This is a genomic window from Microvirga yunnanensis (assembly GCF_025460875.1).
In genome coordinates this window covers 1-24,928 of sequence record NZ_JAMXFI010000052.1, presented here as the reverse complement: position 1 = coordinate 24,928, position 24,928 = coordinate 1, and the positions used below count along the sequence as shown (strand labels likewise).

Here is a 24,928-nt window from a genome sequence, read left to right as displayed (position 1 = left end):
ACTTGGTTGATGTTCGGCGCGACTGGGGTGAGAAGCACGCTGCGCTTTGTGTATGCGCGGGAGTCCTTCTGGTGCTCGTTGTCGGGGGCTCCGAAACTTCGTGCGGGATCGAAACCGAATCCTGGTTTGCGGCAGGACGGGCGGGCAGAATGCGGTAGGGGCGAGGCCCGCTGCCGGGCTTGCCACGGCCATCAATATTCCGGCACGAGCCGTTCCTCGACGAGAGGAATATCCATGTGGCAGGACAGTCCCTCGGGATCGTAGGCGATGTCGATCGCCGCGTGGCACTGATGGGTCAGCACCCGATGCAGCAGCGTCGAGCCAAAGCCCTTACGGCTGGGTTGCGCCACCGGCGGCCCGCCCCGTTCCACCCACTCGATGGCAAGCCGGCGCTCGGATTCCAGCTCCCGGACCTTCCACGCGACGGTGATCTGCCCGCCCGGAACCGAGAGGGCCCCGTGCTTCGCCGCGTTCGTGGTCAGCTCATGCACGGCCATGCCGATCGGCACGGCCAGATCGGCCGAAAGCTCCACCGGCGGCCCGTCGAGGGTGATCCGCCGCTGTGCGCCATCGTCGTAATGGGCCAGTTCGTTCCTGAACATCTCGATCAGCGGTGCTGTCTGCCAGTAATCCTCCGTGAGGAGGTTGTGGGTGTTGGACAGGGAGACGATCCGATCCGCGAACGAGTGATAGAATTCCTTCACGGAGTGCGTGGAGCGGGCGGTGGCCCCGAGAAGTCCCTGCACGGTCGCAAGGGTGTTCTTGACCCGGTGATGCAGCTCACGGATCAGCAGGGCCTGACGTTCGTGCGTCCGCTGCCGCTCCTCGAGATGGGCTTCCACCTCCCGCTGCCGCTGTCGCGCCCGAAGGGCCGAGCGAACGGCATTTACCAGAACGGCGGGATGGAAGGGCCGCTCTAGGATCGTGACGTTCCCGAGCAACGCGGTCAGGTGCTCGACCGGCTCGCCGCCGCGATGGGTGAGCAGGACGAAGGGGAAATCGGACCAGGGCGGCTGCGAATTGACCCAGTCGGCCAGCTCCCGTCGGTCGGCACTGAGAAGCGCCTCTTCCGTAATCACCCCGCAGGCTGACGCATCCAACCTCGCGACGAGCGTCTCGAGATCGGAGCAGATCGTGGCTTCTATTCCGACCTCGCCGAGAATGGCCGCTGCCACCGTGCCGTCCCGCCCGTGTGGGGCGAGGATCAGCACGGATACCTCATCGGCCTGCATCATGGACGATCTCACGCTCCTCGAGAAGCGAGGCGCGCTGGCCCTCGAACGTCGGTACGCCTGTCAACACACCCCGGAATTGCTCCAGCGGACCACCAACGCGCAAGCCCTGGCTGTCGATCCGGAACTCGCGGATCGTGTCCTCGTGCGGGCCCGTGCGTCGCTTGACCACCGACAGTGCCCGTAGGATGCGGCCGTTGGCCTCGAAGAAGCGCAGAAGCACCACCGCGTCGCTCAGGTAGGTCAGGTCGATCGGTGAGACCATCTGGCCGACCATCCCATGCTGGGCCAGGATCAGGATCGTCACCACGCCCTGCTGGTTCAGGTATGTGAGCAGTTCGTGCATCTGGAGCACGATGAAGGGCTGCTCCGGCATGGCGTTTAAGTACCCGGTGAGACTGTCGATCACGACGACCTTCGCGCCACCCTCCTCAACGGCTTCCCGCACGCGGCCGGCGAATTCGCCTGGCGAGACGTTGGCCGGATCGATCTGCTCGATGCGCAGCCGCCCGGCCTCCACATGAGGCGCCAGATCGAAGCCGACGCCCTTCGCCCGTTGCATCAGGATGCCGGTCGTCTCATCGAAGCTGATCATGAGAGCGGGTTCGCGGCGCTCCAGGGCGGCACAGAGGTAGCCGAGCGCGAGCGTTGACTTGCCGGCGCCCGAGGGACCAACGACGAGTGTGCTCGTCCCCCGGCTCAAGCCTCCTCCAAGGATGGTATCCAACTCATCGATTCCGCTGGGGATCGCCTCGAACGCAAACGCCGTGTGATGATCGGCCGCCACGAGACGGGGAAAGATCCGCAGCCCGCCACGCTCGATGATGAGATCGTGATAGCCACCGCGGAAGGCCGTGCCCCGCATCTTCGTCACCGTGATCCGGCGCCGTTCCGACCCATAGGCCGGGACAACCTGGTCGAGGCGGATCACCGCATGGCTGATGGAGTGCAGGTTGAGATCATCCTGCTCGGATGTGAGGTCGTCGAGCATCAGAACCGTGGCGTCATTGAGCAGGAAGTAGCTCTTCAACGCCAGCACCTGCCGGCGGTAACGCAGGGAGCCTTGGGACAGGAGCCGGATCTCCGACAGCGAGTCGAACACGACCCGGCTCGGCTTGACCCGCTCGATCTCCGCCAGCGCCATGCGCACGGTCTCGCCGAGCTCCAGATCGGAGGAGTAGACCAGGCTCTGTTGCTGCTTGGGATTGAGGCTCAGCTCCGGCGGCACCAGCTCGAAGATCTCGATGCCCTCGAGCGACCAGCCGCGGCGGGAGGCGACGGACAGGAGCTCGCGCTTGCTTTCGGACAGGGTGATGTAGAGGCAGGTCTCGCCCAGCTTGGCGCCGGCCATGAGGAACTGCATCCCCAGCGTCGTCTTGCCGGAGCCTGGCCGCCCCTCGATCAGGTGAGCCCGGTTGGCAGCATAGCCACCGGCGAGAAGATCATCGAGGCCTGGAACCCCTGACGGGATCGGGGCGGCATCCGAAGGCAGTGGAAGCGTCATGGGCTGTCCTTGTGTGCGCACGCTTGCGATCTAGGCTTGAGCTGAGGGTTGACTGCCATCTCGGCGTCGTCGCGCATGCGCGTCATCTTGTTCAAGCTCCTCCCGACTGGAGGTCGACCATTCCGGCAAGGTGGCACTTCGATGGTTGGCAGGAATTTCCGGCGAAGGCTATGTGTCCTTGTAGACAAAATCAGCCACGAGCGTCTGTGCACTTGTGAACACAAGGCGCATGAAAGTTCACAATTGAACGTAAGTTGCCGTGGCGCGTTGGACCGCCGTAGCCGGTGGAGGAAAGACGCCCGATGCAGCCTGCCATGATCCCGTCTCGCCTCAGGGAGCGGATCGCCTGCAATAACCTATTGAGCGCTCTCAAGCCGGAAGATCTGGCCATCGTGGCGCCCTCGCTCCAGGAGTGGGAGGGCGAGGCCGGAGCTCGATTGTACCAGCCCGGGGATGAGGTCAGGTTCGTCTACTTCCCATGCGGCCCGAGCCTGGTGTCCTTCGTCGTCGAGCTTGAGGACGGCCTCTCGGTCGAGACGGCCCTGATCGGACGCGAGGGGGCAGTTGGCGGGATCGTGAGCCAGGGACGCCTCCCGGCCTTCGCCCGCTCCGAGATCCAGTTCCCCGGTCCGTTCCTGCGCCTCTCGACCGCGGATCTCGAGGAGTTCGAAACCCGGTCGCCGAGCCTGCGGCATCTGTTCGCCCGCTATGCGGACTGCATGCTGGCCCAGGTCTTCCAGTCAGTGGCGTGCAATGCGGTCCACACGATCGAGCAGCGCACGGTGAAATGGCTGCTGGCGGCGATCGATCGAACGGGCGATCATGACGTCCCCCTGACGCAGGAGCAGTTGGCCAGCATGATGGGGGTTGGCCGCAGCTACGTCAGCCGGGTCATCCAGTCCCTGAAACGCCGTCACCTGCTGGAGACCAGGAGGGGCGGCCTGCGGGTACGGGATCTGGATAGTCTCGATGCCTTGTCGTGCGGCTGCAACAATGCCCTACGCCGCCATTTCGATCAGGTATTGGCTGGCGTCTATCCAAATGTCGAGGACAGTACGGCTCAAAAGGCGGAAGCTGGCAGCAGGCGCCCTGGATCTCGGATGAGAGCCTGAGATTCCAGGCTGGATGCCGCAGACGGGCTGGAGCCCCGAGCGGATCTCGATGTCACCGTCACATGCGGGCATGACCGCACGGGTGGGAAGGGCGTCAGGAATCCCGGCGGAAGCATCCATGCCGGACGCTTTCATGTGCCACCAAGTGGACCCAACACGTACGCCTCAGGAGTGCCAGGATGTATGGTCCGGCCGTGCGTCGCAAGATGATGTTGGCAGACTGACGAACGTGAGAGCTGCATCAATGTATTAGGCCTCACGGTGGAGCTTTTGCTCTGGGCCATCATGGATATCCGCGCGCATCCAGGGCTGACTAGCGGTAAGACCTCTGTGGGCCATCTTGGCACCCAGTCTTGTGGTTGCGCCGGGCAGACCGTTCGTCCATCTCCTTCGTCATCTCGCAGACCTCGGCGGGAAAGCTGCTGACTATCTGATAGATGTCATCGTTCGACCCTCAGAGCTGATGGTTCACGCGAACCCATTCTGGAAAGGCTCACGAGCAAGGTCGCCTCAGGTGGCATGAGCAGCACTCCTGGGCTGATAGCCATGCCCTCGCGCCAGCACCGCCCAGGCGATGCGGGCGAGCTTGTTGGCGAGCGCAATCACCAGCATGTTGCGATGCAGCCGCCGCCCGGCGGTCTCGATCCAGGGCCACAGGCCGAGTCTGGCTCTATGCGGTCGGCTCACCAGAACGATGTGAGCCGCTTGGACGAACAGGGTGCGCAGATACTTGTTACCGCGTTTGGAGATCTTGCCCAGGATCGTGCGGTCGCCGGTCGATTCCTGCTTCGGCACCAGCCCGAGCCAAGCCCCGAAGTCCCGCCCCTGCTTGAACCCGGCCCCGGTGCCGATCGCCGCCACCATGGCCGACGAGATGATCGGCCCCACCCCTGGCACGCTCATCAGGCGCTGACAGTGCTCATCCTGAGCCGCCAGCGCCTCGATCTCGGCCGAGACCGCGGCAATGCGCTCATCCAGCCGATGCCAGTCCTCTATCAGGTCAGAGATGAGGCGTACCAGCCGGGGCGAGAGCGCGTCAGAGGGCGAACCCAGAATGCCGGGCAGCGCCTGCCGCAAGGGCGCAAGCCCCTGGCGCACGGTGATGCCGCGCTCGAGCAGCAGGCCGCGGATCTGGTTGGTCACGCCGGTGCGTTGACTGACCAGGCGTGAACGCACGCGGTGCAGGGCGAGCAGATCCATCTGCTCGGGCGTCTTGATGGCCACGAACGACATGGTGGGCCGCTGCACCGCCTCGGCGATGGCTTCAGCGTCGCGGTAGTCATTCTTGTGGCCCTTCAGAAACGGCTTCACGTACTGGGCCGGGATCAGGCGCACGTCGTGGCCGAGCGCCTGGAGCTGACGACCAATGTGATGGGCGCCGGCACAGGCTTCCAGGCCGATCAGGCAAGGTGGGATGTTGGCCAGCCGCTGCGTGAGTTGGGCGCGGGAGAGTTTGATCCGCAGCACGACGGTGCCGCGCTGATCCTGACCGACGAGATGGAAGCTGTTCTTGCCCAGATCGATGCCCAGGGTGGCGATCGCAGCAGAGAAAGAAGACCGTGACATGGAACGTGCTCCTTGCGTGGCTCGAAGCCCCACAGCTTACGAATAAGCGGGGCAGGAGCACGGCCGGACCATCCCATTAGCGGTCCTTCTTCACGGTTTGGCCTTGAGAGACTGGGATTACATCCTTTAAGCATCCGACGCACCTTGGTGACCGGTTCCCCGTGAGCAGCGCCCTCGGTACCGAAGTGACCTTTACGCGCGCAGAGAAACTGGTTCTTGGACCGGAAGCCCGCGAGCAGGCGATGGAGGCCGCGTGTCGGCAGATCAGCGAGACCATCGGCGAGGTCCGCCGCATGTCTGCCTAGCCGCTTAAAGGCGAAGCGCCCCACCGGTACTGGCGCGTCCACCACATCCCGCCGGAGCTCCCGCTGTGACCTGGGTTGGACCTCCACCTCGGGCGGGCACCTCGACCTTAGGGGCAAAACGCGAGACTGCGCTCCGTGTCATGCTCAGCAGCACGGCCTTGTCTGGGGGCCTCATCTGCGCGGGAGTGTGCTGCCCCATCGACGGCGAGAGTGCGCCGACGGGCACCTGCGACGAGCAATGTTGTCTTCGATCTGGGGTGGCATATGGGCGGGATAAAGCAGGCAGAGCCGACGAGCTCCGGATCAGCCGCTATGCCATGGCTGTCGCCTGCCGATAGCGATCGACCACCTGCGCCAGTGCGGAGAGCGCCATCGTGCCAGGATCCCGCGCCGACGGGATCAGGCCGAGGGGACCGACGATGCGCGCGAGCGCCTCGTCCGGCAGCCCCCGCTCCCGCAGGGTCGCCAGCCTGTTGGCATGCGTTCCTCGGCTCCCCATCGCACCGATGAAGAACCAGGGCTCGATCAGCGCCCGTTCCAGAAGCAGCGGCTCCCAGGCATGATCGTGAAACATGAAGACAAGAGCGCTCCACGGATCCGCGCCGAGATCCGGCAGTGGACGCGCGACGGTGAGGGTTGTCGCAATGGCGCCAAGCGCCCTGCCAGCCGTGACGGCCCGCTCGTCGGGCGAGAACAATCTTGTTTGGGTGCCGTGGGCCAGGCCCAGTTGAAGCAAGGCGAGGGTCTCCGCACCATGTCCCACGATCACGAGCGCCAGCGGAGGCGCATACGAAGAGACGAACGTCTCTCCCTGCCAGCCGTGTCCCTGCCGGGCCAAGCCCGGCAGGAGGCTTAGGCCGCCTCCCCGTCCCTGTGTGAGACTTAGCGGCCGTCGTCCCTCGAGGCGGGCAACGGCCTCACGGATCTCGCCCAGATCGGGAGTGGGCTGGAACAGCAGATCCACCCCACCCCCGCAGGGAAGCTTGATGTCGATGTACGGGGAGCCTGCCCCGTAGCGCACCAGCCTGGGTCGCCCCTCCCGGATCGCCTCCTGGGCTTCGGCGACGACCGCTGCCTCGATGCAGCCGCCCGAGAACGAGCCGGCAAAGCCGCCATGCTCGGCCACGCCCATCAAGGTGCCGAGCGATCGGGATGACGATCCTGTCAGGCCGGTGATCGTCACCAAGGCGGCCCGCCGACCCAGCTGCCCGGCTTCCATGACAAACCGCAGGACCTCGAGAGGGGTTGCAGCGTCGGCGGCCGCAAGGGTGCCATCGCGTCCATTAGGCTGGTTGTCGACCTGAATGACAGGAGCGCATCGAAGCATCGGGCACCAACGGTGATCTGGCGGTTCATGACTTGCGGAAACCTCTCACGCCCGGTGCCAACGGACATGGAGTTCACTGTCTCACATCGCTGCCGGCGGTCTCGATGGCCGATCCGTCCAAGGCACCAGCGCGGCTTCGTTCCCTCGGTGGCGATTCCAGCGGCGATATCGGACGGCGCATGCCGGGCATGGCATCCCATCGGCTCGCCGCATCAATCTGGCATGGCGGCGTACTCGGCCAATCCGAGCGGCCTCGCCCATGGCAGCCGCCGCTTCGTGAACATCTCCAGCTTGGGTTCGACAAGCGTCGGGTCGTCGAGGCTGCCGAGCGTCACGAATACCAGCCCCGGAAAGCTTTCAAGGTTGCTGGAATACACCCGTGCCCCGCAATCCGGGCAGAAGTTGCGGTCAAGCGTCTTGCCGGACTGAGCGACGTACCGAAAGGGCTTGGGAGAGCCGCCCGCCAGGCTGAAGTCCCCGTCCGGAACACCGAAGAAGGTGGCCGCCTCACCGCCGGAGGCCTTCTTGCAATCCAGGCAATGGCAGACCGCCACGAATTGCGGGTCCGTGTCGAACTCGAATCGGATCGACCCACAGGCGCAGCGCCCCGTGTATTTCTTGGGCATGGCCACCTCTCGATCTAGAGCCGACCCGGGCGGCCGGCAGTGCCCCAAACCTATACGAGATCGCGCGGACGAGCCTGTTAATCGACGTAAAACGTCGCAAAGAGGAGCCGGCCCGCAGGTCCCCGCCCCTCTCCCAGGGGTGGAACGACCCTGGCTTTGATTGTAGGCTCCCCCGTCAAGGCAGAGAGGGACACGATCATCGGCGCGGTCTCGGCGGACGAAAAGGTCACCTGGTTCGGGCCGTTCCGGCTCGACGTGCCGCGGCGCAAGCTCACCTGCGGCAACGACCCCGTGCACCTCGGCGGCCGGTCGATGGACATCCTGATCGAGCTTGCGAGAAGCAAGGGGAGTCTCGTCCCCAAGGAGGCTCTCGTCGCGAAGGTCTGGCCCAACCTGACCGTGCACGACGGCAACCTGAAGGTCACCGTCGCGGCCCTGCGCCGCGCTCTCCGGGAACACGCGCCCTCCGTCGACTACATCGGCAATGTTGTGGGCCGCGGCTACTGGTTACGCGACGACGACGAAGCCGGGCGGGCGGCCGGGCAGATCGCGTCCCCGGGCGCTTCTCTCCCCGATCTGGCGATGCTGATCGGGCGAGAGGACGAGATCGCAGCGATCCGGGCTTCGCTCGCCGCCAATCGCCTGACCACGATCGCCGGCCCCGGTGGGATCGGCAAGACGACGGTCGCGGTGGCGGCCGCGCAGTTCTTCGAAGACGACGGGCTCGGCGCCGTGACCTTCGTCGACCTTGCCCGGGTGGCGAGCGACGAGTTCGTCACAGCGTCCCTGGCCGTCGCGCTCGGGATCCGCCCCGACGGCAGCGACAGCCTGCAATCGCTCGTGTCCATCTTGGCCGGGCAGAAGGCCCTTCTCGTGCTGGACACCTGCGAGCACGTGCTCGGGGCCGTCGCCCACATCTCCAACGTTATCCTGGCCAGCGCCCCGGAGGTCCGGATCCTCGCCACGTCGCGCCAGGTGCTGCGTGCCCGGGGCGAGAAGGTGATATGGCTGGAGCCCCTGCCCGTCCCACCCGACGAGCCGGAGCTTGGCATCGCGGAGGTCCTGCGCTACGCGGCGCCGAGGCTCCTGGTGGCGAGGGCCCGGGACAAGGCGGAACTCCTGCTGAACGATCGCCATGCCGGCGTTTTCGCCGAGATTTGCCGGAGGCTCGACGGGTCGCCACTGGCGATCGAGCTGGTGGCGCCCCGGTTGGCCGGACGGAGCCCGGAGGAGGTCCTCGCGGAACTCGACGATCGGTTCAAGACCTTGCGGCGTTCGGCAGGCGGAGGTCCCCTGCGTCACCAGACGATGCTGATGACGCTCGAGTGGAGCTATGCGCTCCTCACGGAGGACGAGGCCGCGATGCTGCGGGCCGCCTCCGTGTTTGCCGGCACGTTCGGCGCGGACGAGGTCAGGATCGTGTCGGGCGGGGCCCTCGGCCCGGCGGCGGCGGCCGACGCCGTCTCGGGCCTCCGCCTCAAGTCGGTGTTCAGTGTGGACGAGGCATCGGGAGAGCTCCGCTACCGGCTGCTGGACAGCACCCGGGCTTTCGCCACGAACCTGCTGGAAAGCCATGGCGAGTTCGCCGAAGTCTCTGCCCGGCATGCGAACCTTCTCCTGGAGGTGCTCCGACGGGCGGAGACGGATCTGCTCGCGCTCAACAACCGCCGGTGGCGGACCGTCTACGGCGCGCGATCCGACGATCTCCGCAGGGCGGTCGAGTGGACGCTCAACCGGGGGAACGATCCACTTCTGGGGGTTCGGCTCGTCGCAGCCGGGCTGCCGCTCTGGCAGGAACTCTCGCAGGCCGAGGAAAGCCGGCGGAACTGCGAGCGGGCGTTGATCGAGTTCGACCGCCAGGGCGGCACCGACCGCAGGCTGCAACTCGCAATCATGGTCGCCCTAGCGTCGGCGAACACCTACCTGTCCGCCGACCCGGACAAGGCAGCGCACTTGTTCGACGACGCCCTCCGGCTCGCGCGCGATCTGGGCGATGTCAAGTCGGAGTGCCGCATCCTGGGAGCCCTGGCCCTCTACCAGCTTCTGCCGGGCTACGACAGCGATGCTCCCGACACGCTCGAGGCGATGCGGCAGGCGGCGATCCGCGCCAACGATCGAGCGGCCCAATGGGAGGTGGAAAAGCACCTCTCCGAATGGGAAACTCTGCAATGTGACTTCCCGTCGGCATGCTCGCGGCTGGAACGTCTGTTGGAGGTGATGCCAGGCTTCGACACCCCGGGGATACCTCAAAGCCTCCTCCATCAGCGCATCAAGGCGCAGGTCCATCTGGGCGCCATGCACTGGCTGATGGGCCGCCCGGGCCAAGCCCTGGCACTGACCCGCGACGTCGTGACGGTGGCGAGCGGAGCGCATCACGACCTGACTCTCATCCACTGCCTCGCTCACGGGGCGATCTTCACATACATGAGATGTGGCGCTTACGGCGAGGCCGCCGCCTGTTGCGAGATCCTGACCCGGGCGGTCTACCGGTCGGGCGCGGCGGGGTGGCTGCCCCTCGCGAGACTGTACGCCGCCGCCGTCGCTGCTGCCACAGACCCGTCTCCGCCACTGGCCGAGTTGCAAGCCTGCTTCGACGAGCTTCGGACCGGGATGAACCAGATCGGGCACCACAGCTATTACGCCACGCTCGCCGAGGGAATGCTGGCACTTTGCGAATACGGGAAGGCGCGCGAGGTCATCGACTTCGTGCTGGACATGGGCCCCCAGAAGTGGATTAGGCCGGAATTTCTCCGCATGAAGGCCGTGGTCCTGCGCTCCGCCGGCCGCGACGACGAGGCTCTCGTCCTCCTTCGGGAGGCTCTCCTGAACACCGTCGAGATCGGTTGCCGGTCCTGGGGGATCCGGATCATCGTCGACATCGGGAGGCTCCTGCGGGACAACGGCTCAACCGATGAAGCCCGCGACCTGATCGAGCCCGTATTGGCCGAGTACGACGACGGTTCCGACACGGGCGATCTCGCGAGAGCCCGCGCGCTCCTGGCCGAGCTGTAGATATTCCTGCCGGATTTGCTCGGTTTTTCACCGTTTTACATGCGTTGAGGCCCTGGCTCCTTAAACTGTCCCGATCGGGATCGTGCAGCGCGGAGCAGCCCATGAACACCCCAGACCTCGACCTCTCGCGCCGCGAATTCGCGGCCGGCGCCCTAACCACGGTGGTGACGGCCTCGGTTCCCGGGGCGACGGCCGCCCAGGCGGCGACGCCAGGGCCCGTGGCCGGAGCCGCACCCCACATGACCGTCGCCCTGCAGGTGAACGGCCGCGGCCACGCGCTGACGCTGGACCCCCGGACGACCCTGCTGGACGCGCTGCGGGAGCACCTGCAGCTGACAGGGACCAAGAAGGGGTGCGATCACGGGCATTGCGGGGCCTGCACCGTGCTCGTCAACGGCACGCGCATCAATTCCTGCCTCAGCCTTGCCGTCATGCACCAGGGAGACAGCGTCACCACGATCGAAGGGCTTGGGACGCCCGATCGGCTGCACCCGATGCAGGCGGCCTTCATCGAGCATGACGCTTATCAGTGCGGCTACTGCACGTCAGGCCAGATCTGCTCGGCCGTAGCCCTCGCGTCCGAGGTGAAAAAGGGCGTGCCGAGCCACGTCACCGCCGACCTGACGGCCCTGATGAGGCTCGACAACGCCGAACTGCGCGAGCGGATGAGTGGCAACATCTGTCGCTGCGGAGCCTACTCGAACATCGCCGAAGCCGTCAGTGAAGCCAGTGGAGCGATCGAATGAAGCCTTTCACCTACGAACGGGCCAAGAGCCCGGCAGAGGCCGTGCAGGCGGTGACCTCGACACCCGGCGCACGCTTCATCGCAGGCGGCACGAACCTTTTGGACCTCATGAAGCTCCAGATCGACGCGCCGACCCACCTCGTCGACGTCCGCGGCCTACCCTTCACGACGATCGAAGAAACGCAGGATGGCGGAATCCGGATCGGCGCGCTCGTCACCAACACCGACCTCGCCTCGCACCCGCGGGTCAAGCGCGACTATGGCGTCTTGTCGCGAGCCATCGTGGCCGGAGCCACAGGGCAGTTGCGCAACAAGGCGACGACCGGCGGCAACCTGCTCCAGCGCAACCGCTGTCCTTATTTCTACAACACCGACATGCCCTGCAACAAGCGCCGCCCCGGTTCGGGCTGCGCGGCCCTAGAGGGTGTCTCGCGCTCGCTCGCGGTGATCGGCACGAGCGATCATTGCATTGCTCAGAACCCCGGCGACATGGCCGTGGCGCTCCGCCTGCTCGACGCCGACATAGAGTTGCTCGGGCCTTCCGGCAACATGCGCACGCTCCCGATTTCCGAGTTCCACCGCCTGCCCGGCGACGCGCCGGAACGCGATTTCGCGCTCGGCAACGGGGAGCTGATCACGGGGGTGAAGCTGCCGCCGCCGCTCGGCGGGACGCACCATTATCACAAGGTCCGCGACCGGGCCTCTTACGCCTTCGCGATCGTCTCGGTTGCCGCCGTGTTGCAGAAGGATGGTACCGGCCGCGTCGCGTTCGGGAGCGTCGCGCCGAAGCCCTGGCGCGTGCAGGAGGCGGAAGCGCTCCTGCCGAAGGGGCCGTCGGCCGTGACGGAACGCGCCTTCCAGGATGCGAGGCCGACAAAGGACAACCGATTCAAGATCGCACTCGCTGAGCGGACGCTGGCGCTGGTGATCGACGAAGGGAGGCGGTGAGCCATGGACTTCACATCCCCAGCCGGCCAGAACCCCATCGACCGACAGACTGCGGTCGGCCGCGCCACATCCCGCGTCGATGGCCCGCTGAAGGTCACGGGAACCGCTCCCTACGCTTATGAGCGCCACGACGTGGTTCCGCGGCAGGCTTACGGATACGTGGTCGGCTCTTCCATCTCCAAGGGTCGCGTCACCAGCATCGACACGGCCGCCGCGAAAGCCGCGCCGGGCGTGGTCGGGATTATCACGACGCTCGACTACAAGCCTGCCGAGCCTCCCGCACGGCAAGCTGCGAACCTCTTCGGCGGCGACGAGATCTCCCACTACCATCAAGCGGTGGCGCTCGTCGTCGCCGAGACGTTCGAGCAGGCCCGGGCGGCCGCGCAACTAGTCGACGTGCGCTACGACAAGTCGGCAGGAAAGTTTGACCTTGCCGCCGAAGCTGCGAACGCCACGCCCGCGGTCGACATCAACGAGGGTAAGGACGCCAAGATTTATGACCGTCTCGGCGACTTCGATGCCGCCTTTGCGGCAGCGCCGGTTCAGATCGATGCGATCTACACGACGCCTCATCAGACTCATGCCATGATCGAGCCGCATGCCTCGATCGCTGCTTGGCAGAACGGCAAGCTGACCGTGTGGATGTCCACGCAGATGGTGGGCTGGACAAGAACGGGGTTGGCCCAGATCCTCGGCCTCCCAGAGTCTAACGTCCGGATCGTGTCCCCCTTCATCGGCGGAGGCTTTGGGAGCAAGCTCTACCTGCGTGCCGACGCCCTGCTGGCCGCCCACGCAGCGAAGGCGTTTGATCGGGCCGTGAAGGTTACCCTCCAGCGGCCGCTGATCATCAACAATGGCACACATCGCTCTGCGACGCTCCAACGGATCCGTCTGGGTGCAGACCGCGACGGCAGGCTTATGGCCATCGGCCATGTGGGCGTCAGTGGCAACCTGCCGGGCGGCGCGCCCGAGGCGGCGGTTGCGCCGACCAAGCTTCTCTATGCGGCTCCCAACCGAGACATGTATTTGACGCTGGCCGAGCTTGACCTCGGCGAAGCCAACGACATGCGCGCGCCCGGCGAGGCGCCCGGGCTCATGGCGCTCGAAATGGCGATGGACGAACTCGCCGAGAAGCTCGGCATGGACCCTGTCGAGCTGCGCATCCTGAACGATACACAGACGGATCCGCGTGATCCAAACAGGAAGTTCTCCGAGCGCCACCTTGTCGAGTGCCTCAGGATTGGTGCGGAGCGTTTCGGGTGGTCCCGCCGGAACGCCAAGCCGGGTTCTGTCCGCGACGACAAGTGGCTGGTCGGCATGGGCGTCGCGGCCGGCATCCGACTGAACCTCCTGATGCCTTCGGCGGCGCGGATCCGACTGGAGAGTGACGGGAAGCTCACGGTCGAAACGGACATGACCGACATCGGAACCGGCACCTACACGATCCTTGCCCAGACCGCTGCGGAAATGATGGGCGTTCCTGTCCAGGCCGTGACCGTGAGGCTTGGCGACTCCGACTTCCCCAAGGCTGCAGGGTCGGGAGGCCAGTGGGGCGCCAACAACTCGACTTCTGGTCTCTATGCCGCCTGCGTCAAGCTCCGGGAGATGGTCGCAGAAAAGCTTGGGCTACGCGGCAACGACGTCGAGTTCTCCGGCGGCATGGTCACGGCCGGTGGGCGCTCCGTTCCGCTCGCCGAGGCCGCCAAGGCCGGCCCGCTCATCGGTGAGGACGGTATCGCCTATGGCGACCTGGACAAGGCCTATGTCCAGGCGACTTTCGCGGGACAGTTTGCCGAGGTAGGCGTCGACAGCTTCACCGGCGAGGTCCGTGTGCGGCGCATGCTCCAGGTCGTCGATGCCGGACGCATCCTGAACCCTCTTACGGCGCGGAGCCAGGTCATCGGGGCCATGACGATGGGCGTCGGTGCCGCGCTCATGGAAACTCTCGCGGTCGATCCCCGCTACGGGCTCTTCATCAATCATGACCTCGGGGGCTACGAAGTCCCGGTCCACGCCGACATCCCGCATCAGGAGGTGATCTTCCTCGACCACCCAGATCCAGTCTCGTCTCCCATGAAAGCCAAGGGGATCGGCGAGATCGGACTATGTGGCGCGGCGGCCGCCGTTGCCAACGCCGTCTACAACGCCACGGGCGTCCGAGTGCGCGACTATCCAATCACTCTGGACAAGCATCTTGACCGCTTGCCCCCGGTTTCGTGACATGGGACGTGTCCTGCAGACTGGGGGTTGGATCGGTGAAGAGGCCGGACCAGACGTTTACGTCGACCAGAAGGAGCAGGTCTTCCCCACCCTCAGCAGCGAGATGATCGACCGCATGGAGCCTTACGGCCGGATCCGATCGTTCGAGGCCGGCGCGTTTCTCTACCGGTCGGGCGAAAGAGGGGTCGATCTCCACGTCGTCCTCGAAGGCGCCGTTGAGATCCTGAGCGATTCCCTTGACGAGGAACCGTCCGTCGTAGTGACTTACGGCCGTCACCAGTTCACTGGGGAGTTCGACCAACTAAGCCGACGCGCGACCCTCGTCTCGGCGCGCGCCGTGCAACCCGCAAGGGTCCTGTGCTTCGATCGGGCCGACTTCCGGCGCCTGACCGAAGCCCAGCCCGACATCGCCGACATCCTGTGGCGGGCCTTGATCCTACGCCGCCAGGGGATGATCCAGAACGCGGTCGGCGGAACCATCCTGATCGGCAGCCGGGTTGATCCCGAGTTCCTCCGCATCGGTCGGTTTCTCTCGCGCAACGGCTGCCCGCACCGGCAGCTCGACATCGATGAGGATCCCGACGCACGCCGGCTCTTGGCGGCTGCCGGCGCAGGTGCGGACGATCTGCCCGTCGTTATTGTCGGGGGGCGGGCGGTCCTGCGCCATCCCGACGACAGAAATCTTTCCGACACGCTGGGCGTGTCCGAGCCCGTGGACGCGGATCACATCCACGATCTCGCGGTCATCGGCGCCGGTCCTGCCGGACTGGCCGCCGCGGTCGGCGCGGCCTCGGAAGGAGTCGACACCATCGTCGTCGACACGGTGGGCCCGGGCGGCCAGGCCGGCACGAGCTCCCGCATAGAGAACTATCCCGGCTTCCCGCTGGGCCTTTCGGGCCAGACCCTCGCCGCCAAGGCGCTCGTGCAGGCGCAGAAGTTCGGTGCACGGCTGATGGTCGCTCGTGGCATCGAGGCGATCGAGTGCGAGCGCTGCCCGTTCGTTCTGCGCCTCGACAGCGGCGAGCGCATCACCGCGCGCGCTGTCCTCGTGGCCGTCGGCGCGACCTACCGCTCCCTGGAGCTCGACGGCATCGACCGCTTCCACGGGCGCGGGATCCACCATGCGGCAACGGGCATGGAGGCGAAGCTCTGCCACGACGCGGACGTTGTCGTGGTGGGCGGCGGCAACTCGGCCGGTCAGGCAGCCCTGTTCCTGTCGTCGCATGCCCGACACGTGCATGTGCTCGTTCGGGGCTCAGAATTGGCCGACACCATGTCCGATTATCTCCTGCGCCGGCTCGAAGCGTCGGATCGCATATCGATCCACACGGGAGCCACGGTGACGGGTCTTGACGGAGACTCGGCCCTGACCCGCGTCCGATGGTCGTGCCGCGATGGGACCGAGAGGCTGGCGGAGGCCTCGAACCTGTTTCTCATGCTCGGCGCGGTGCCGAACACCGGCTGGCTGCGGGGCTGCGTGGAGCTCGACCGCCATGGCTTCGTTCTCACCGGAGAAGCCGACGGCGTCGGGACCGGGCGCTACCGGACGAGCCGTCCGGGCATCTTCGCCGCCGGGGACGTCCGGTCGGGCTCGGTCAAGCGTGTGGCCGCAGCCGTTGGTGAAGGAGCCGTGGTCCTTTCCGAAATCCATCGCTGGCTTAGCGCATCGTGCGGACGCAGCGGGCCACGCTAGTGAAAAGTGGACCCGGTTTTCGCTGACGCGGCCCTTCGGGGCCACGCCGAACGATGCGCCGCTTAAGGAAGTGAGCATCGGACCGACGGCTAGGCGTAGCGCTCCGAACGGGGCTCCCGGAGTCTGGATGGCCTGACATGCCCAAGCTGTTCACCGGACTAGATCTCGGGCACTTGGAGTGCCGTCATCGCGTCATAATGGACCTGCCGTTCAGGGCCGGCCCGAATGCGGCCGCGGACCTTCGACGCCTGTCGAGGGCTCTCGTCGGGAGCGCCGTGATCCATGATCTCGGGCCATCCATCGAGGGCATGGGACAGATCGACGCCGCGCGCAACACCCTTGCCGCGCAGTGGCTCAAGTCGGCGCATGGCCATGGCCGATGGTCGATCGCCCGGATCCGGGTGGACCTGTCCGGCCCTCGGGCAGGCATGCGGTGGGAGCATTCCGCCGCATGGGCTCGCAACCGGGGCTACGACGGGGTCGAACTCGACCTCTCGCAGGCAAAAGCGGCCGTGGCGGCGGACACGCTCGAGGAATTGCTCGGCGACGTTCCCGATTTCCTGGATCGGACCCAGCTCGGTCTTCGACTGTCCGGCCTCAGGAGCGCCGCGTTACCCGTATCGGAGGCGCTGGCGCTCGCACGGGACTACGAGGTTGCCTACGTGCACCTGACCGGGCTGCCGTCGTGGACGACGGGGTGGCCGTCGTGTCGGCGCGCAACCGAGATCCGGACGGCATTTCCGGGAGTGATCGTGGCGGCGGGGTGCAATCGGGTGGCCGCGGCCGTGCACCTCGTCGAAGACCGTTGGGCGGACGCGGTGTCGTTCAGCCTGAGCGATCCTCGGGCCCCGGGTCTCCTGTCAGAGTTCAAACGAAGGTTCAACATCCACTCTCCGCCGCGGAACGGTGCGCTTTGACGAAGGCCCGGGTTATGTCCGGCAGCCGATAGCGAAGCGCATTGTGGCGGGCGTCGACGTTGACGAGCGACTTCTCGAACAATCCTGACAGGGCCTGGTGCACGTCGCGGCAGCCCGCCAATGTTCCGATCTCGACCGCCTCTGCCGCGCTGAACGTCCGAGGAAGCGTTGCAATCGCCTTGAGAAGGGCGCGCTCGCTCGAGGTTAGGAGGCCAAAGCTCCACTCCAGGGCCGCATAGAGCGTCCGGTGCCGAGGCAGGGCGGTTCGCTTGCCGCGGGTCAGGATCGAGAAGCCGTCGTCCAGGCGAGAGGCGATCTCCGTCAGCCCGAGATCCGGCACCCGTGCTGCGGCGAATTCGAGAGCGAGTGGGATTCCGTCCAGCCGTCGGCAGATCTCGGCAATGGCCGTGAGGTCCTGCCCACCGAGGTTCGACGGGAGTGATCCCATTCGTTCGATGAACAGCGAAATGGCCGTGTAATCCGTCGCGTTTCGGGATGAAAGATCGTCCTCGACCTCGGGAAAGCTGAGAGAGGGCAGTCGGAACGTCCGTTCCCCAGTGGCCCTGAGAATCTCGCGGCTGCACACGAGGAGGCAAAGGTCCGGACACATCGCCAACAGTTCTTCGGCCAGCGAGGCGACGTGCTCGACCAGATGCTCGCAGGTGTCCAGCAGCAGAAGGTGCGGTCCGGCACGGAGTGCCGCTACCAGATCCGCGACCGTGCCGTCGTGGCTCCCGACGTCGAGGGCGGCAACCATCTTGTCGACGATGCCGGCTCGACAGCCGACATCGGAGAAGTCCACATAGGCGGTCCTGCCCTCGTACGACCCGGCAAGGGCCGAGGCGGTCGCGACTCCGACCGTCGTTTTCCCGATCCCAGCCGGACCGGTGATCGTGACGAGTCGGCGCTCTCCCAGCGCCTGCGCGACATCCGCCATGACATCATGGCGACCGATCACCGCCGGGATTGCCTGAGAAAATGCGCGGGAGGGCGGCATTGGCCGTGGTTCCACCAGTGCGGGCAGCACGAAGCAGTATCCGCGCAGCGGGACGGTTTCGATGGCGCGGCCGGCGGTCTCGCAGCGGGCGAGCACCTTTCTCAGCGCGGCAATCTGCACGCGCAGGTTGGCCTCGCCGACGGTGATGTTGGGCCAGGCGGCCTCCATCAACTCTCCCGTGCTCACGACGGAGCCGGCACGGCTGACGAGCGTCCGGAGAATTTCGAAGCCTCTGCTGCCCACAGGCACCGGATCCGCGTCGAACGTGAGCGTCCGTTCCCGGGGCAGGAGACGGAATCGGGAGAACGCGAAGCAGTCTTCGTCCACGCTGGGCATGCAATCTCGCGCCGGTTCGCGCCCTCGGCCGGTCTTTCGGCCACGGGCTGTTTCGCCCCTTGGTCGGTTCGGTTCGGGCGCACTCCGACAGGGCAGCCCGCGACGGGATCTCTACTCCGATGGCCGTTTCATCACCGTACTCTCACTCTCCATGATTCTTGGCCGATGCTACAACGCTCCCTGCGAGTCGGCCGGTTAAGCGTGGTCAAACCGGGTTAAAATCACCGCCGTGCAGCCGGTTACCGGGACCAGCCGGCTGTCGATGATGACGCTCTGGCGCCGACCTGGCATCAATCCCGCAACGCTGACATTTTCGCGGTTTTGCATCTCTTCACGCCAGTCGCGCAAGCGGCTGGCCTATCATCCGGCTTTCCCCTCATAGGAGAGCTGCGATGAGCTACCATCCCGTTCCTGTCACGCATGTTGGACTGACCGTCACGGACATCGCCGCCGCGGCCAAGTGGTACCAGGACATCCTGGGATGCCGGCATCCGATCGGCCCCCTGCACATCAGGAGGGACGGCTCGCATATCGGCGAGGTCTTCCGCGGCATCTTCGGCGACCGCTTCGAGGAGGGCTACGTGTGCCACCTGGCGACCGCCAACGGCGTTGGCATCGAGCTCTTCGAGTTCATTAGGCCCCGTTCCGAGCCGGCGGAGAACAACTTCGAGTACTGGAAGACGGGCGTCTTCCATTTCTGCCTCGTCGATCCCGATATCGAGGGACTGGCCAGGCGCATCGCGGAAAGCGGTGGGAGGCAGCGCTCGGCCGTCTGGCCGCTCTACGAAGGCAAGCCCTTCCAGGCCGTCTATTGCGAGGACCCCTGGGGCAACCTAATCGAGATCTACAGCCACTCCACCGAATTAATGTACGCGAACCGGGGACAGTAGCGGCCGCTCGAGCCTCGAACCCACTTTCATGTCCGAGGCTCCGCTCCTGGAAGGACGCAACGTTCGGCGTCGGCCCGGAGGGCTGCGAGGTCCTCTACTCCACCGTTCCCGCGCTCGCGGGTCCGGGCGGCAGGTCGCCCGGACCCGGCCGCAGATAGAGCAGGATCACGGCGACGTAACAGGCCATCCCGAGCACCGGCATGAACAAGCCGACAAGAAACGCCGCCGCGTAGATCGACGGTCCGTAGAGGTAGCGAGTGGCAATCGCCCGGTACAGCCTGCCGTCTACCCGTGAGTCCAGCAGGTTCCGCCGGCGGGCCCACCACAGGATGATGTTGAAGGCGATTGCCTGGCCGAGCATGACCGTCGAGTAGAGGCTCGCGGCCACGCGCTGGTCGGCGCGGGGCAGAGTGGCGAAGCTGTCGGCGAGGATCTCGGCTGCAAACGGGGTCACGGCGAGGAAAGCCATCAGCAGCAGATTGAAAATGCAGATGCCCTGGTCAACCTTGGCAATGTAGCGCCACAGGTTGTGGTGGGTCATCCAGATCTGACCGACGACCACGAAGGTCAAGGCGAAAGCGAGGTACGACGGCCACCTCCGGGTCAGCTCGACTAGAAGTCCATGGTCCCGAGCCGCAGCCGGATCGAACTTGAGGAGCTCGACCGCGAGCAGGGTCAGCATGATGGCGATCACGGCGTCGCTGAACGCCTCGACACGCCCCGTCCCGCGGGCGGCTTCCCGTCCGGGTCGCCACCGAGTCCCGGAGCGTCCCGGAGCCCGGCCGAACCGATCCGAGGCTTGGGTCACCATCCTATTCGTCCGGTGGCTCGTACCGGATGACGTCGACCTGCATCTGCTGGTTGTTGAGCCGCCAGGTCCGGGTCCAGGCCATGGCGATCGGCGTGATGATCCAGATCGACGCGATCGAGAGCGTCACAGACGTGATCGCCAGGCGAGCTGCGAGCGGCAGGTCCGGCGCCCCGGCCGTCAACCCGAGACTCATGATCAGCAGCAACGGATAGGTGACGACCCAAGTCGACACGAACACCTTCCACTTGGGCCCGGATCCTTCGCCTGGCACGACAACGTGGACGACTGGGCCGCCCAACTTGCACAACTCGCGCAAGGAGTCCTGCTCAAGGGCTTGGATCATCTCCCGATGTGCCGGCGAGGCTTGCCACTTCTCCAACTCGCCCTCGTTGGCGAACTGCGACACGAGGAAGTTCAGCCCGCCGAGCTGCTGGATCAGCAGGGTGGAGAGATGGTGGGTCTCTCCTTCCGCGCGGGCGAAGGCCTGCTTGAAGTGGCGGACCACCTCTTCCTCGCGGCCGTGCCGGGAAATCAGGGACGTGATGGTGGTCAGCACGGCGGACCTCCTCGGCTGAGAAACCATCGTTCGCGGCTGCCCGCTCGTGAACCGTGCGGACAGATTGAGTGGGTTTTCACGGACATGGCTCTTCGGGCCACATCGAGCGATGCGCCGCCCTGGTTCCGGTCAGATCAGGGGGCTCGCGTAAGGCGTCGCGCAAGCTCGTTCGCGCGTTGACCGTGGTCTCCCGCCGGTCACCGTTGACACCCATGAAAGGCGAGTCGCTCCCGGCCGGGCCAGCCCATTGGATCGTGTGCATCATCCGAGATCTCCAGCGCAGGTCGCGTCGTCCGCCCAAGCTAGCAGCCTCGTCAAACGCCCAGTTGTAAAAGGAGGTAAAACGCTGAAAGGCACAGACCTGGCAGGAACCTGGGATCCAGCGTGCATGCCGTCTCCAGAGTCGAGCACCGGCGCCGTCTCAGATTTACACCCTTTTTCATGGTTTCATTTTCACTCCACCTCCCCCGGACGCTAGGCTGTTATTGGACATGACGAGTTTTGGTCACGAGGAACCTCGCGGCCTGAGTATCGATGTCATCGCGCTTCAAGCCGCACAACAGGAGGTATTCATGCCCAACAACGCCGCGCCAGCCGTCGGACCGTTGGGGGTGCGGCTTCAGGGCATTCAGCACTTCGGGCTGACCGTCCAGAACATGGACAGGGCCTATGAGTTCTACACGGAGGTGCTGGGCGGCACGAAGGTATTCTTCCACGGCGACTTCCAGGGTGACGCCGTCCAGAATACCTTGCTGGCCGACCAGGAGATCCGCGCCAACGAGCTTCAAGTTGACCCGCGCACCATCGGCGTACCCGACCTGAGGAGCGGAGACCAGCGCCTCGACGTGCGGTTCGTCCGATTCGACAACGTGGTCGTCGAGCTGCTGCAGTACCGCAACGCCGGCGAGCCCATGGGCGGACCGAACAGCTTCGCCCCGCCGGTTCAGAACATGAGCCCGGCCTTCCCGCGCATGATGCATATCTGCTTCTACGTGCGCGACGACGTCGACTTCAACCAGTTCATCAGCGACCTCGAGGCCGAGTCGGTCCGCCGCGGCATGACGCAGGTGCGGGCCAACCGGATCGTGCGTGTGCGCACCGAGGAGGAACGCCGTGCCGCGCCCCGGGATGCGAACACGAACAAGGTGACGGTGGCCCCGTCCGACGGCTGGGAACTGATCTACTGCAAGGGCCCGGAAGGGGAGCAACTCGAGTTCGTGAAGGTGCTCGGCCCCGTGAAGCAGCGGTTCGCGGACGCTGCCGCGGAGCACGACCGGCTCCGCGTCCCGCGCTGATCGCTCTTGCCCGAGGCCCAAACCCGCTCGATATCGGCCGCCGCTCGAGCCCAAGGCCTGGCGGCCCGCGACAAAGGAGATGCACGATGGCGGCCAACGGTCCAGGACAGGGCTACGCGAGTGTCCTTCGGGGAGCCTACTCCGTCGTGGCGCAGGTCCGCGCCAAGCCGGGCAAGGAAGCCGATCTGCGGGCCGTGACGCTGACGCTGATCGACTTGGTACGGGGTGATCCCAAGAACCTTGTCTACTTCCTTCAGGAGAACAGGAAATCGCCTGGCCATTTCATCTTCTACGAGGTCTTCGCGACTCTCGAAGACTTCGAGGCCCACAATGGGATGCCGTACGTCCAGGACTGGTTTTCGCGGCTGCCGGATCTTGCGGATGGTGGTGTCGAGGTGCTGCGAATGGAAATCCTGGGAGTCTGACGGCGCTGGAGCCATGCCGGCGGACTCCGTCGCAAGGGGCTTGAGCATGGGCCAAACTGCGGGCCCCTCGCCATGAGAAAAAGGTGTCGTTTCAGCGTGCCCGAAACATTTGCGCTGAATCGTAGGGAACTGGCTCGTAAACGGTCACTCTGGGGCTCTGGCAAGAACCCTGAATGGCCTCGAACTAGTCAGCAACACTCCCGGGGAAGAGCTTCTTGAGAGCCGCCGAGCTACAAAAAATGTTTCGAGAACGTTAGTCATTTCCGCTCGGGCTCGCAGGTTGAGCTTCCGGCCCTCGAAAAGGTCGAAGAGCCGCGAAGGCCCTGTGAAGGAGTTCGCATTGTCGCGGATCCAGTACTCTCCGGCCCAAGCGATCAGCACCTCGAAGGAGGCCTTGTCGCCGCCCCTGCGAGGCCCGCGCTCGAATGTTGTCAATGCACTCGGCATCGGGCAGATCGAGCCAAATGAAGGCTGTGGCAGAAGGTAAACCTTCATATGCCAGCCACCCATAGCCCCCGTCAATAATCCAACGAGCCTTGGAGGCTTGATCGCGGATCATGCTCTTCGCGAGAACAGGCTCCCGCCGGCCATTATAGCCGCGCGGCATTCGACGAATGGCATCCAGATCGATTGCGACTGTGCCGGGGCCTTCAGCCAGTCTCTCGGCCAACCAGCTCGTGCCTGAGTCACTGTCGCCGATAATGACAGTCTTGGAGAACTCGCAACGATAGCCATCCCACCTCGTATGCAGCCCGTCGCCAAGACGCAAATAACCTGATCTTGCGGACAGGCCTTAACCCTGGCGTATACAAAATACGCTGTCTCAGGACACCTAGAGTCAGCTCTGGGTCAATCTGAGCTATTGAGCTCCTGCCTGTGAAGGTCAGCTCACGCCTCCAATGCAGAATTATGGCTAAGGTCAGCCCAGTGCCAGCACCTGACCATTGCAATCGCTCAGCAGGATTTCAGCCCTTCAGGTCTTCTGTTGATTTCTCCAGCGGAGTGCGTTTGTCATCGTTTACCAGGACCAGAACCAGCGGAGCTCGGATCTTGGTCCCGGGCCTTCCGCCACGTCAGAAAGTCGTTGTACAGGCGCTCGCGCGCTGCTGCGTCCGGCAGAGGGCAAGCGCCCTGTGCCACCGTAAACCCCTCGAACGCACGATGCTCTTCAGCCTGTTGGGCTTTGCGTGCGAGCAGGACCTCGGTCGGCCTAAACCGATTCCAATTCAGCGCCTGCTCGGCAGGATTGGTTCCGTTGTCGACTGACTTCTGAAGCTGTTCAAACAAATAGCTCGAAAGAGATTCATTGAAATCCGCGAGGCGCTCGTAATGAGCGCTTCCCTCCGGCCAGTTGCGAAGAGCGAGCACACGACTGACGGCGATCGTGTCAAGCTGGCGGCCCTGTTCGACAAGATTGGGATACTCCTCAGCCGTGATCTGGCTTGGAGCATAATGGACAATAAGCTCCCCCAACGGAGACGCAATCGTCTCAAACGAAATGGGTACGAGGTGATAAGCGCCACCGGGTTCAAACGCGAGAACCTCCTTGGACGTCTCTGAGGCGAGAAGAACCACCCCTTGGATCGCGTTCGAACGGAGCTGCTGGAGCGCTGTGGTCTGATCAGAGTTCGTGAATTCCGGTTTGATGCCAAGCTTGTCGAAGATGAGGCGCGCTGTCAGATACTCGCCGCTGCCTGGCTCGCCGATGTCGACCTTCCGCCCGTTGAGGTCATAAATGTTCGTGACGTCAATTCGGGCCAAGATGTGCAGCCGCTGGCTCGGAACCCGAAAAAGGTAGCGCAGGTGATCACGCGCCCCTGCTCGCACTTGGCGAGGCAGTGACTCGATGGCGTCCGTCGGAATGATCGCGACATCGATGCCGGGATTGTTGAGGAGCGCGAGAAGGTCGCGCTGAGGTCCCTTGCTCCTCTCGAGCCGGAGGTGGCGACGATTGCGCTCAAGGGCTGTCGCAAGGTTGTCGACGAGACGGTCATCAGCGAGCCCATCGCCACCCGCGAGAATTGTGAACGGGCGGCGCTCGCTTGTCTGCACCGGGTCTTGGTGGGATGGGCCGGTTGAGACAGGCAAGGCGCTCTTGGATGCAGCGCCCGTGACCTGCCCAGCAGCCGCCACGGTGCGAGGGGCCTCGTTAGAGCACCCTTCCAAGCTCAAACAAAGAACTGCCGCCAGGAGCAGCCATACGGGACGAAACATGACAGTGCCCCCGGTGATCCCCAGCCCTGTCGCCGTTCCACGAGCCATGTTGATCAGCGTGGGCGGTGCTGTCTACGACGCTGGCCCCCTTGAAAGGCAATCTTTCACTTCATGGTTAATTGGCTGGGAGCGCAAACACTAGCGCTGGGTAATCTCTCAAAGGTCCGCTTGGGGTCAAAGAGGGCTGCAGACTGGAT

Annotated in this window: 21 protein-coding genes; 11 read left to right on the top strand and 10 right to left on the bottom strand. The window is 65.0% G+C overall.

Features of this window, described 5'->3' with window-relative positions; all coding sequences use genetic code 11:
- Window positions 1-191 precede the first annotated feature (191 nt).
- Together NF876_RS23225 and NF876_RS23220 are read right to left on the bottom strand one after the other, a co-directional pair.
- Window positions 192-1,232 (bottom strand): sensor histidine kinase, encoded by a 1,041-nt coding sequence (locus NF876_RS23225; RefSeq protein WP_373371190.1) that lies wholly within the window; start codon window positions 1,230-1,232, stop codon window positions 192-194.
- Entirely contained in the window at window positions 1,219-2,736 is a 1,518-nt protein-coding gene (locus NF876_RS23220) for an ATPase domain-containing protein (protein ID WP_262266334.1), read from the bottom strand. Before NF876_RS23220 ends, NF876_RS23225 begins: the two co-directional genes overlap by 14 nt.
- 302 nt (window positions 2,737-3,038) lie before the next feature.
- On the opposite strand from NF876_RS23220, the gene NF876_RS23215 reads away from it, so the two are divergent.
- Complete coding sequence (locus tag NF876_RS23215; RefSeq protein WP_262266335.1) at window positions 3,039-3,848, top strand: Crp/Fnr family transcriptional regulator; 810 nt, start codon at window positions 3,039-3,041, stop codon at window positions 3,846-3,848.
- Between the two features lie 510 nt (window positions 3,849-4,358).
- On the opposite strand, the gene NF876_RS23210 is transcribed toward NF876_RS23215, so the two are convergent.
- Window positions 4,359-5,414: an IS110 family RNA-guided transposase gene (locus NF876_RS23210; RefSeq protein WP_262270903.1), complete on the bottom strand. Its 1,056-nt coding sequence runs from the start codon at window positions 5,412-5,414 to the stop codon at window positions 4,359-4,361.
- A gap of 161 nt (window positions 5,415-5,575) precedes the next feature.
- Here NF876_RS23210 and NF876_RS23205 point away from each other — a divergent pair, with 161 nt between their 5' ends.
- Window positions 5,576-5,719 (top strand): hypothetical protein, encoded by a 144-nt coding sequence (locus NF876_RS23205; protein ID WP_262265793.1) that lies wholly within the window; start codon window positions 5,576-5,578, stop codon window positions 5,717-5,719.
- Window positions 5,720-6,029: 310 nt separating this feature from the next.
- Here the strand turns inward: NF876_RS23205 and NF876_RS23200 are convergent, their stop codons facing one another.
- Complete coding sequence (locus tag NF876_RS23200) at window positions 6,030-7,046, bottom strand: XdhC family protein (protein WP_262265794.1); 1,017 nt, start codon at window positions 7,044-7,046, stop codon at window positions 6,030-6,032.
- A 212-nt stretch (window positions 7,047-7,258) separates the two neighbouring features.
- Complete coding sequence (locus NF876_RS23195) at window positions 7,259-7,672, bottom strand: GFA family protein (RefSeq protein WP_262265795.1); 414 nt, start codon at window positions 7,670-7,672, stop codon at window positions 7,259-7,261.
- Between the two features lie 156 nt (window positions 7,673-7,828).
- Here NF876_RS23195 and NF876_RS23190 point away from each other — a divergent pair, with 156 nt between their 5' ends.
- From NF876_RS23190 to NF876_RS23165, 6 genes are all read left to right on the top strand, one after another.
- Entirely contained in the window at window positions 7,829-10,684 is a 2,856-nt protein-coding gene (locus NF876_RS23190; protein WP_262265796.1) for an ATP-binding protein, read from the top strand.
- Between the two features lie 101 nt (window positions 10,685-10,785).
- Window positions 10,786-11,430 carry an aldehyde dehydrogenase iron-sulfur subunit PaoA gene (gene paoA / locus NF876_RS23185; protein ID WP_262265797.1) on the top strand — a complete coding sequence of 215 codons (645 nt, stop codon included), beginning with the start codon at window positions 10,786-10,788 and terminating at the stop codon, window positions 11,428-11,430.
- A complete protein-coding gene (locus NF876_RS23180) occupies window positions 11,427-12,377 on the top strand; it encodes an FAD binding domain-containing protein (RefSeq protein ID WP_262270902.1) in 951 nt (316 codons plus the stop codon). Before paoA ends, NF876_RS23180 begins: the two co-directional genes overlap by 4 nt.
- A 3-nt stretch (window positions 12,378-12,380) precedes the next feature.
- The gene (gene paoC, locus NF876_RS23175; RefSeq protein ID WP_262265799.1) at window positions 12,381-14,597 is read left to right on the top strand and encodes an aldehyde oxidoreductase molybdenum-binding subunit PaoC; all 2,217 of its coding nucleotides are present in this window, start codon (window positions 12,381-12,383) and stop codon (window positions 14,595-14,597) included.
- 1 nt (window position 14,598) lies between these two features.
- Window positions 14,599-16,290 carry an FAD-dependent oxidoreductase gene (locus NF876_RS23170; RefSeq protein WP_262265800.1) on the top strand — a complete coding sequence of 564 codons (1,692 nt, stop codon included), beginning with the start codon at window positions 14,599-14,601 and terminating at the stop codon, window positions 16,288-16,290.
- A 137-nt stretch (window positions 16,291-16,427) separates the two neighbouring features.
- The gene (locus NF876_RS23165; protein ID WP_262265801.1) at window positions 16,428-17,207 is read left to right on the top strand and encodes a beta/alpha barrel domain-containing protein; all 780 of its coding nucleotides are present in this window, start codon (window positions 16,428-16,430) and stop codon (window positions 17,205-17,207) included.
- Here NF876_RS23165 and NF876_RS23160 read toward each other — a convergent pair.
- On the bottom strand, window positions 17,170-18,540 hold the full coding sequence (locus NF876_RS23160; protein ID WP_262265802.1) for an ATP-binding protein: 1,371 nt from the start codon (window positions 18,538-18,540) through the stop codon (window positions 17,170-17,172). The genes NF876_RS23165 and NF876_RS23160 overlap by 38 nt on opposite strands.
- Window positions 18,541-18,735: 195 nt before the next feature.
- Window positions 18,736-18,888, bottom strand: a complete 153-nt coding sequence (locus NF876_RS23155; protein WP_262270901.1) for a hypothetical protein — start codon at window positions 18,886-18,888, stop codon at window positions 18,736-18,738.
- A gap of 44 nt (window positions 18,889-18,932) precedes the next feature.
- Between NF876_RS23155 and NF876_RS23150 the strand changes: the two genes are divergently transcribed.
- Complete coding sequence (locus tag NF876_RS23150; protein ID WP_262265803.1) at window positions 18,933-19,430, top strand: VOC family protein; 498 nt, start codon at window positions 18,933-18,935, stop codon at window positions 19,428-19,430.
- 94 nt (window positions 19,431-19,524) lie between these two features.
- Here the strand turns inward: NF876_RS23150 and NF876_RS23145 are convergent, their stop codons facing one another.
- Entirely contained in the window at window positions 19,525-20,241 is a 717-nt protein-coding gene (locus tag NF876_RS23145; RefSeq protein WP_262265804.1) for a TMEM175 family protein, read from the bottom strand.
- Between the two features lies 1 nt (window position 20,242).
- The gene (locus NF876_RS23140; RefSeq protein ID WP_262265805.1) at window positions 20,243-20,797 is read right to left on the bottom strand and encodes a putative antibiotic biosynthesis monooxygenase; all 555 of its coding nucleotides are present in this window, start codon (window positions 20,795-20,797) and stop codon (window positions 20,243-20,245) included.
- A 572-nt stretch (window positions 20,798-21,369) separates the two neighbouring features.
- On the opposite strand from NF876_RS23140, the gene NF876_RS23135 reads away from it, so the two are divergent.
- Both NF876_RS23135 and NF876_RS23130 read left to right on the top strand, forming a co-directional pair.
- The gene (locus tag NF876_RS23135) at window positions 21,370-22,092 is read left to right on the top strand and encodes a VOC family protein (RefSeq protein WP_262265806.1); all 723 of its coding nucleotides are present in this window, start codon (window positions 21,370-21,372) and stop codon (window positions 22,090-22,092) included.
- 86 nt (window positions 22,093-22,178) lie between these two features.
- Complete coding sequence (locus NF876_RS23130; protein ID WP_262265807.1) at window positions 22,179-22,517, top strand: putative quinol monooxygenase; 339 nt, start codon at window positions 22,179-22,181, stop codon at window positions 22,515-22,517.
- A gap of 1,011 nt (window positions 22,518-23,528) precedes the next feature.
- On the opposite strand, the gene NF876_RS23125 is transcribed toward NF876_RS23130, so the two are convergent.
- A complete protein-coding gene (locus tag NF876_RS23125; RefSeq protein WP_262265808.1) occupies window positions 23,529-24,731 on the bottom strand; it encodes a TAXI family TRAP transporter solute-binding subunit in 1,203 nt (400 codons plus the stop codon).
- Between the last annotated feature and the right edge of the window lie 197 nt (window positions 24,732-24,928).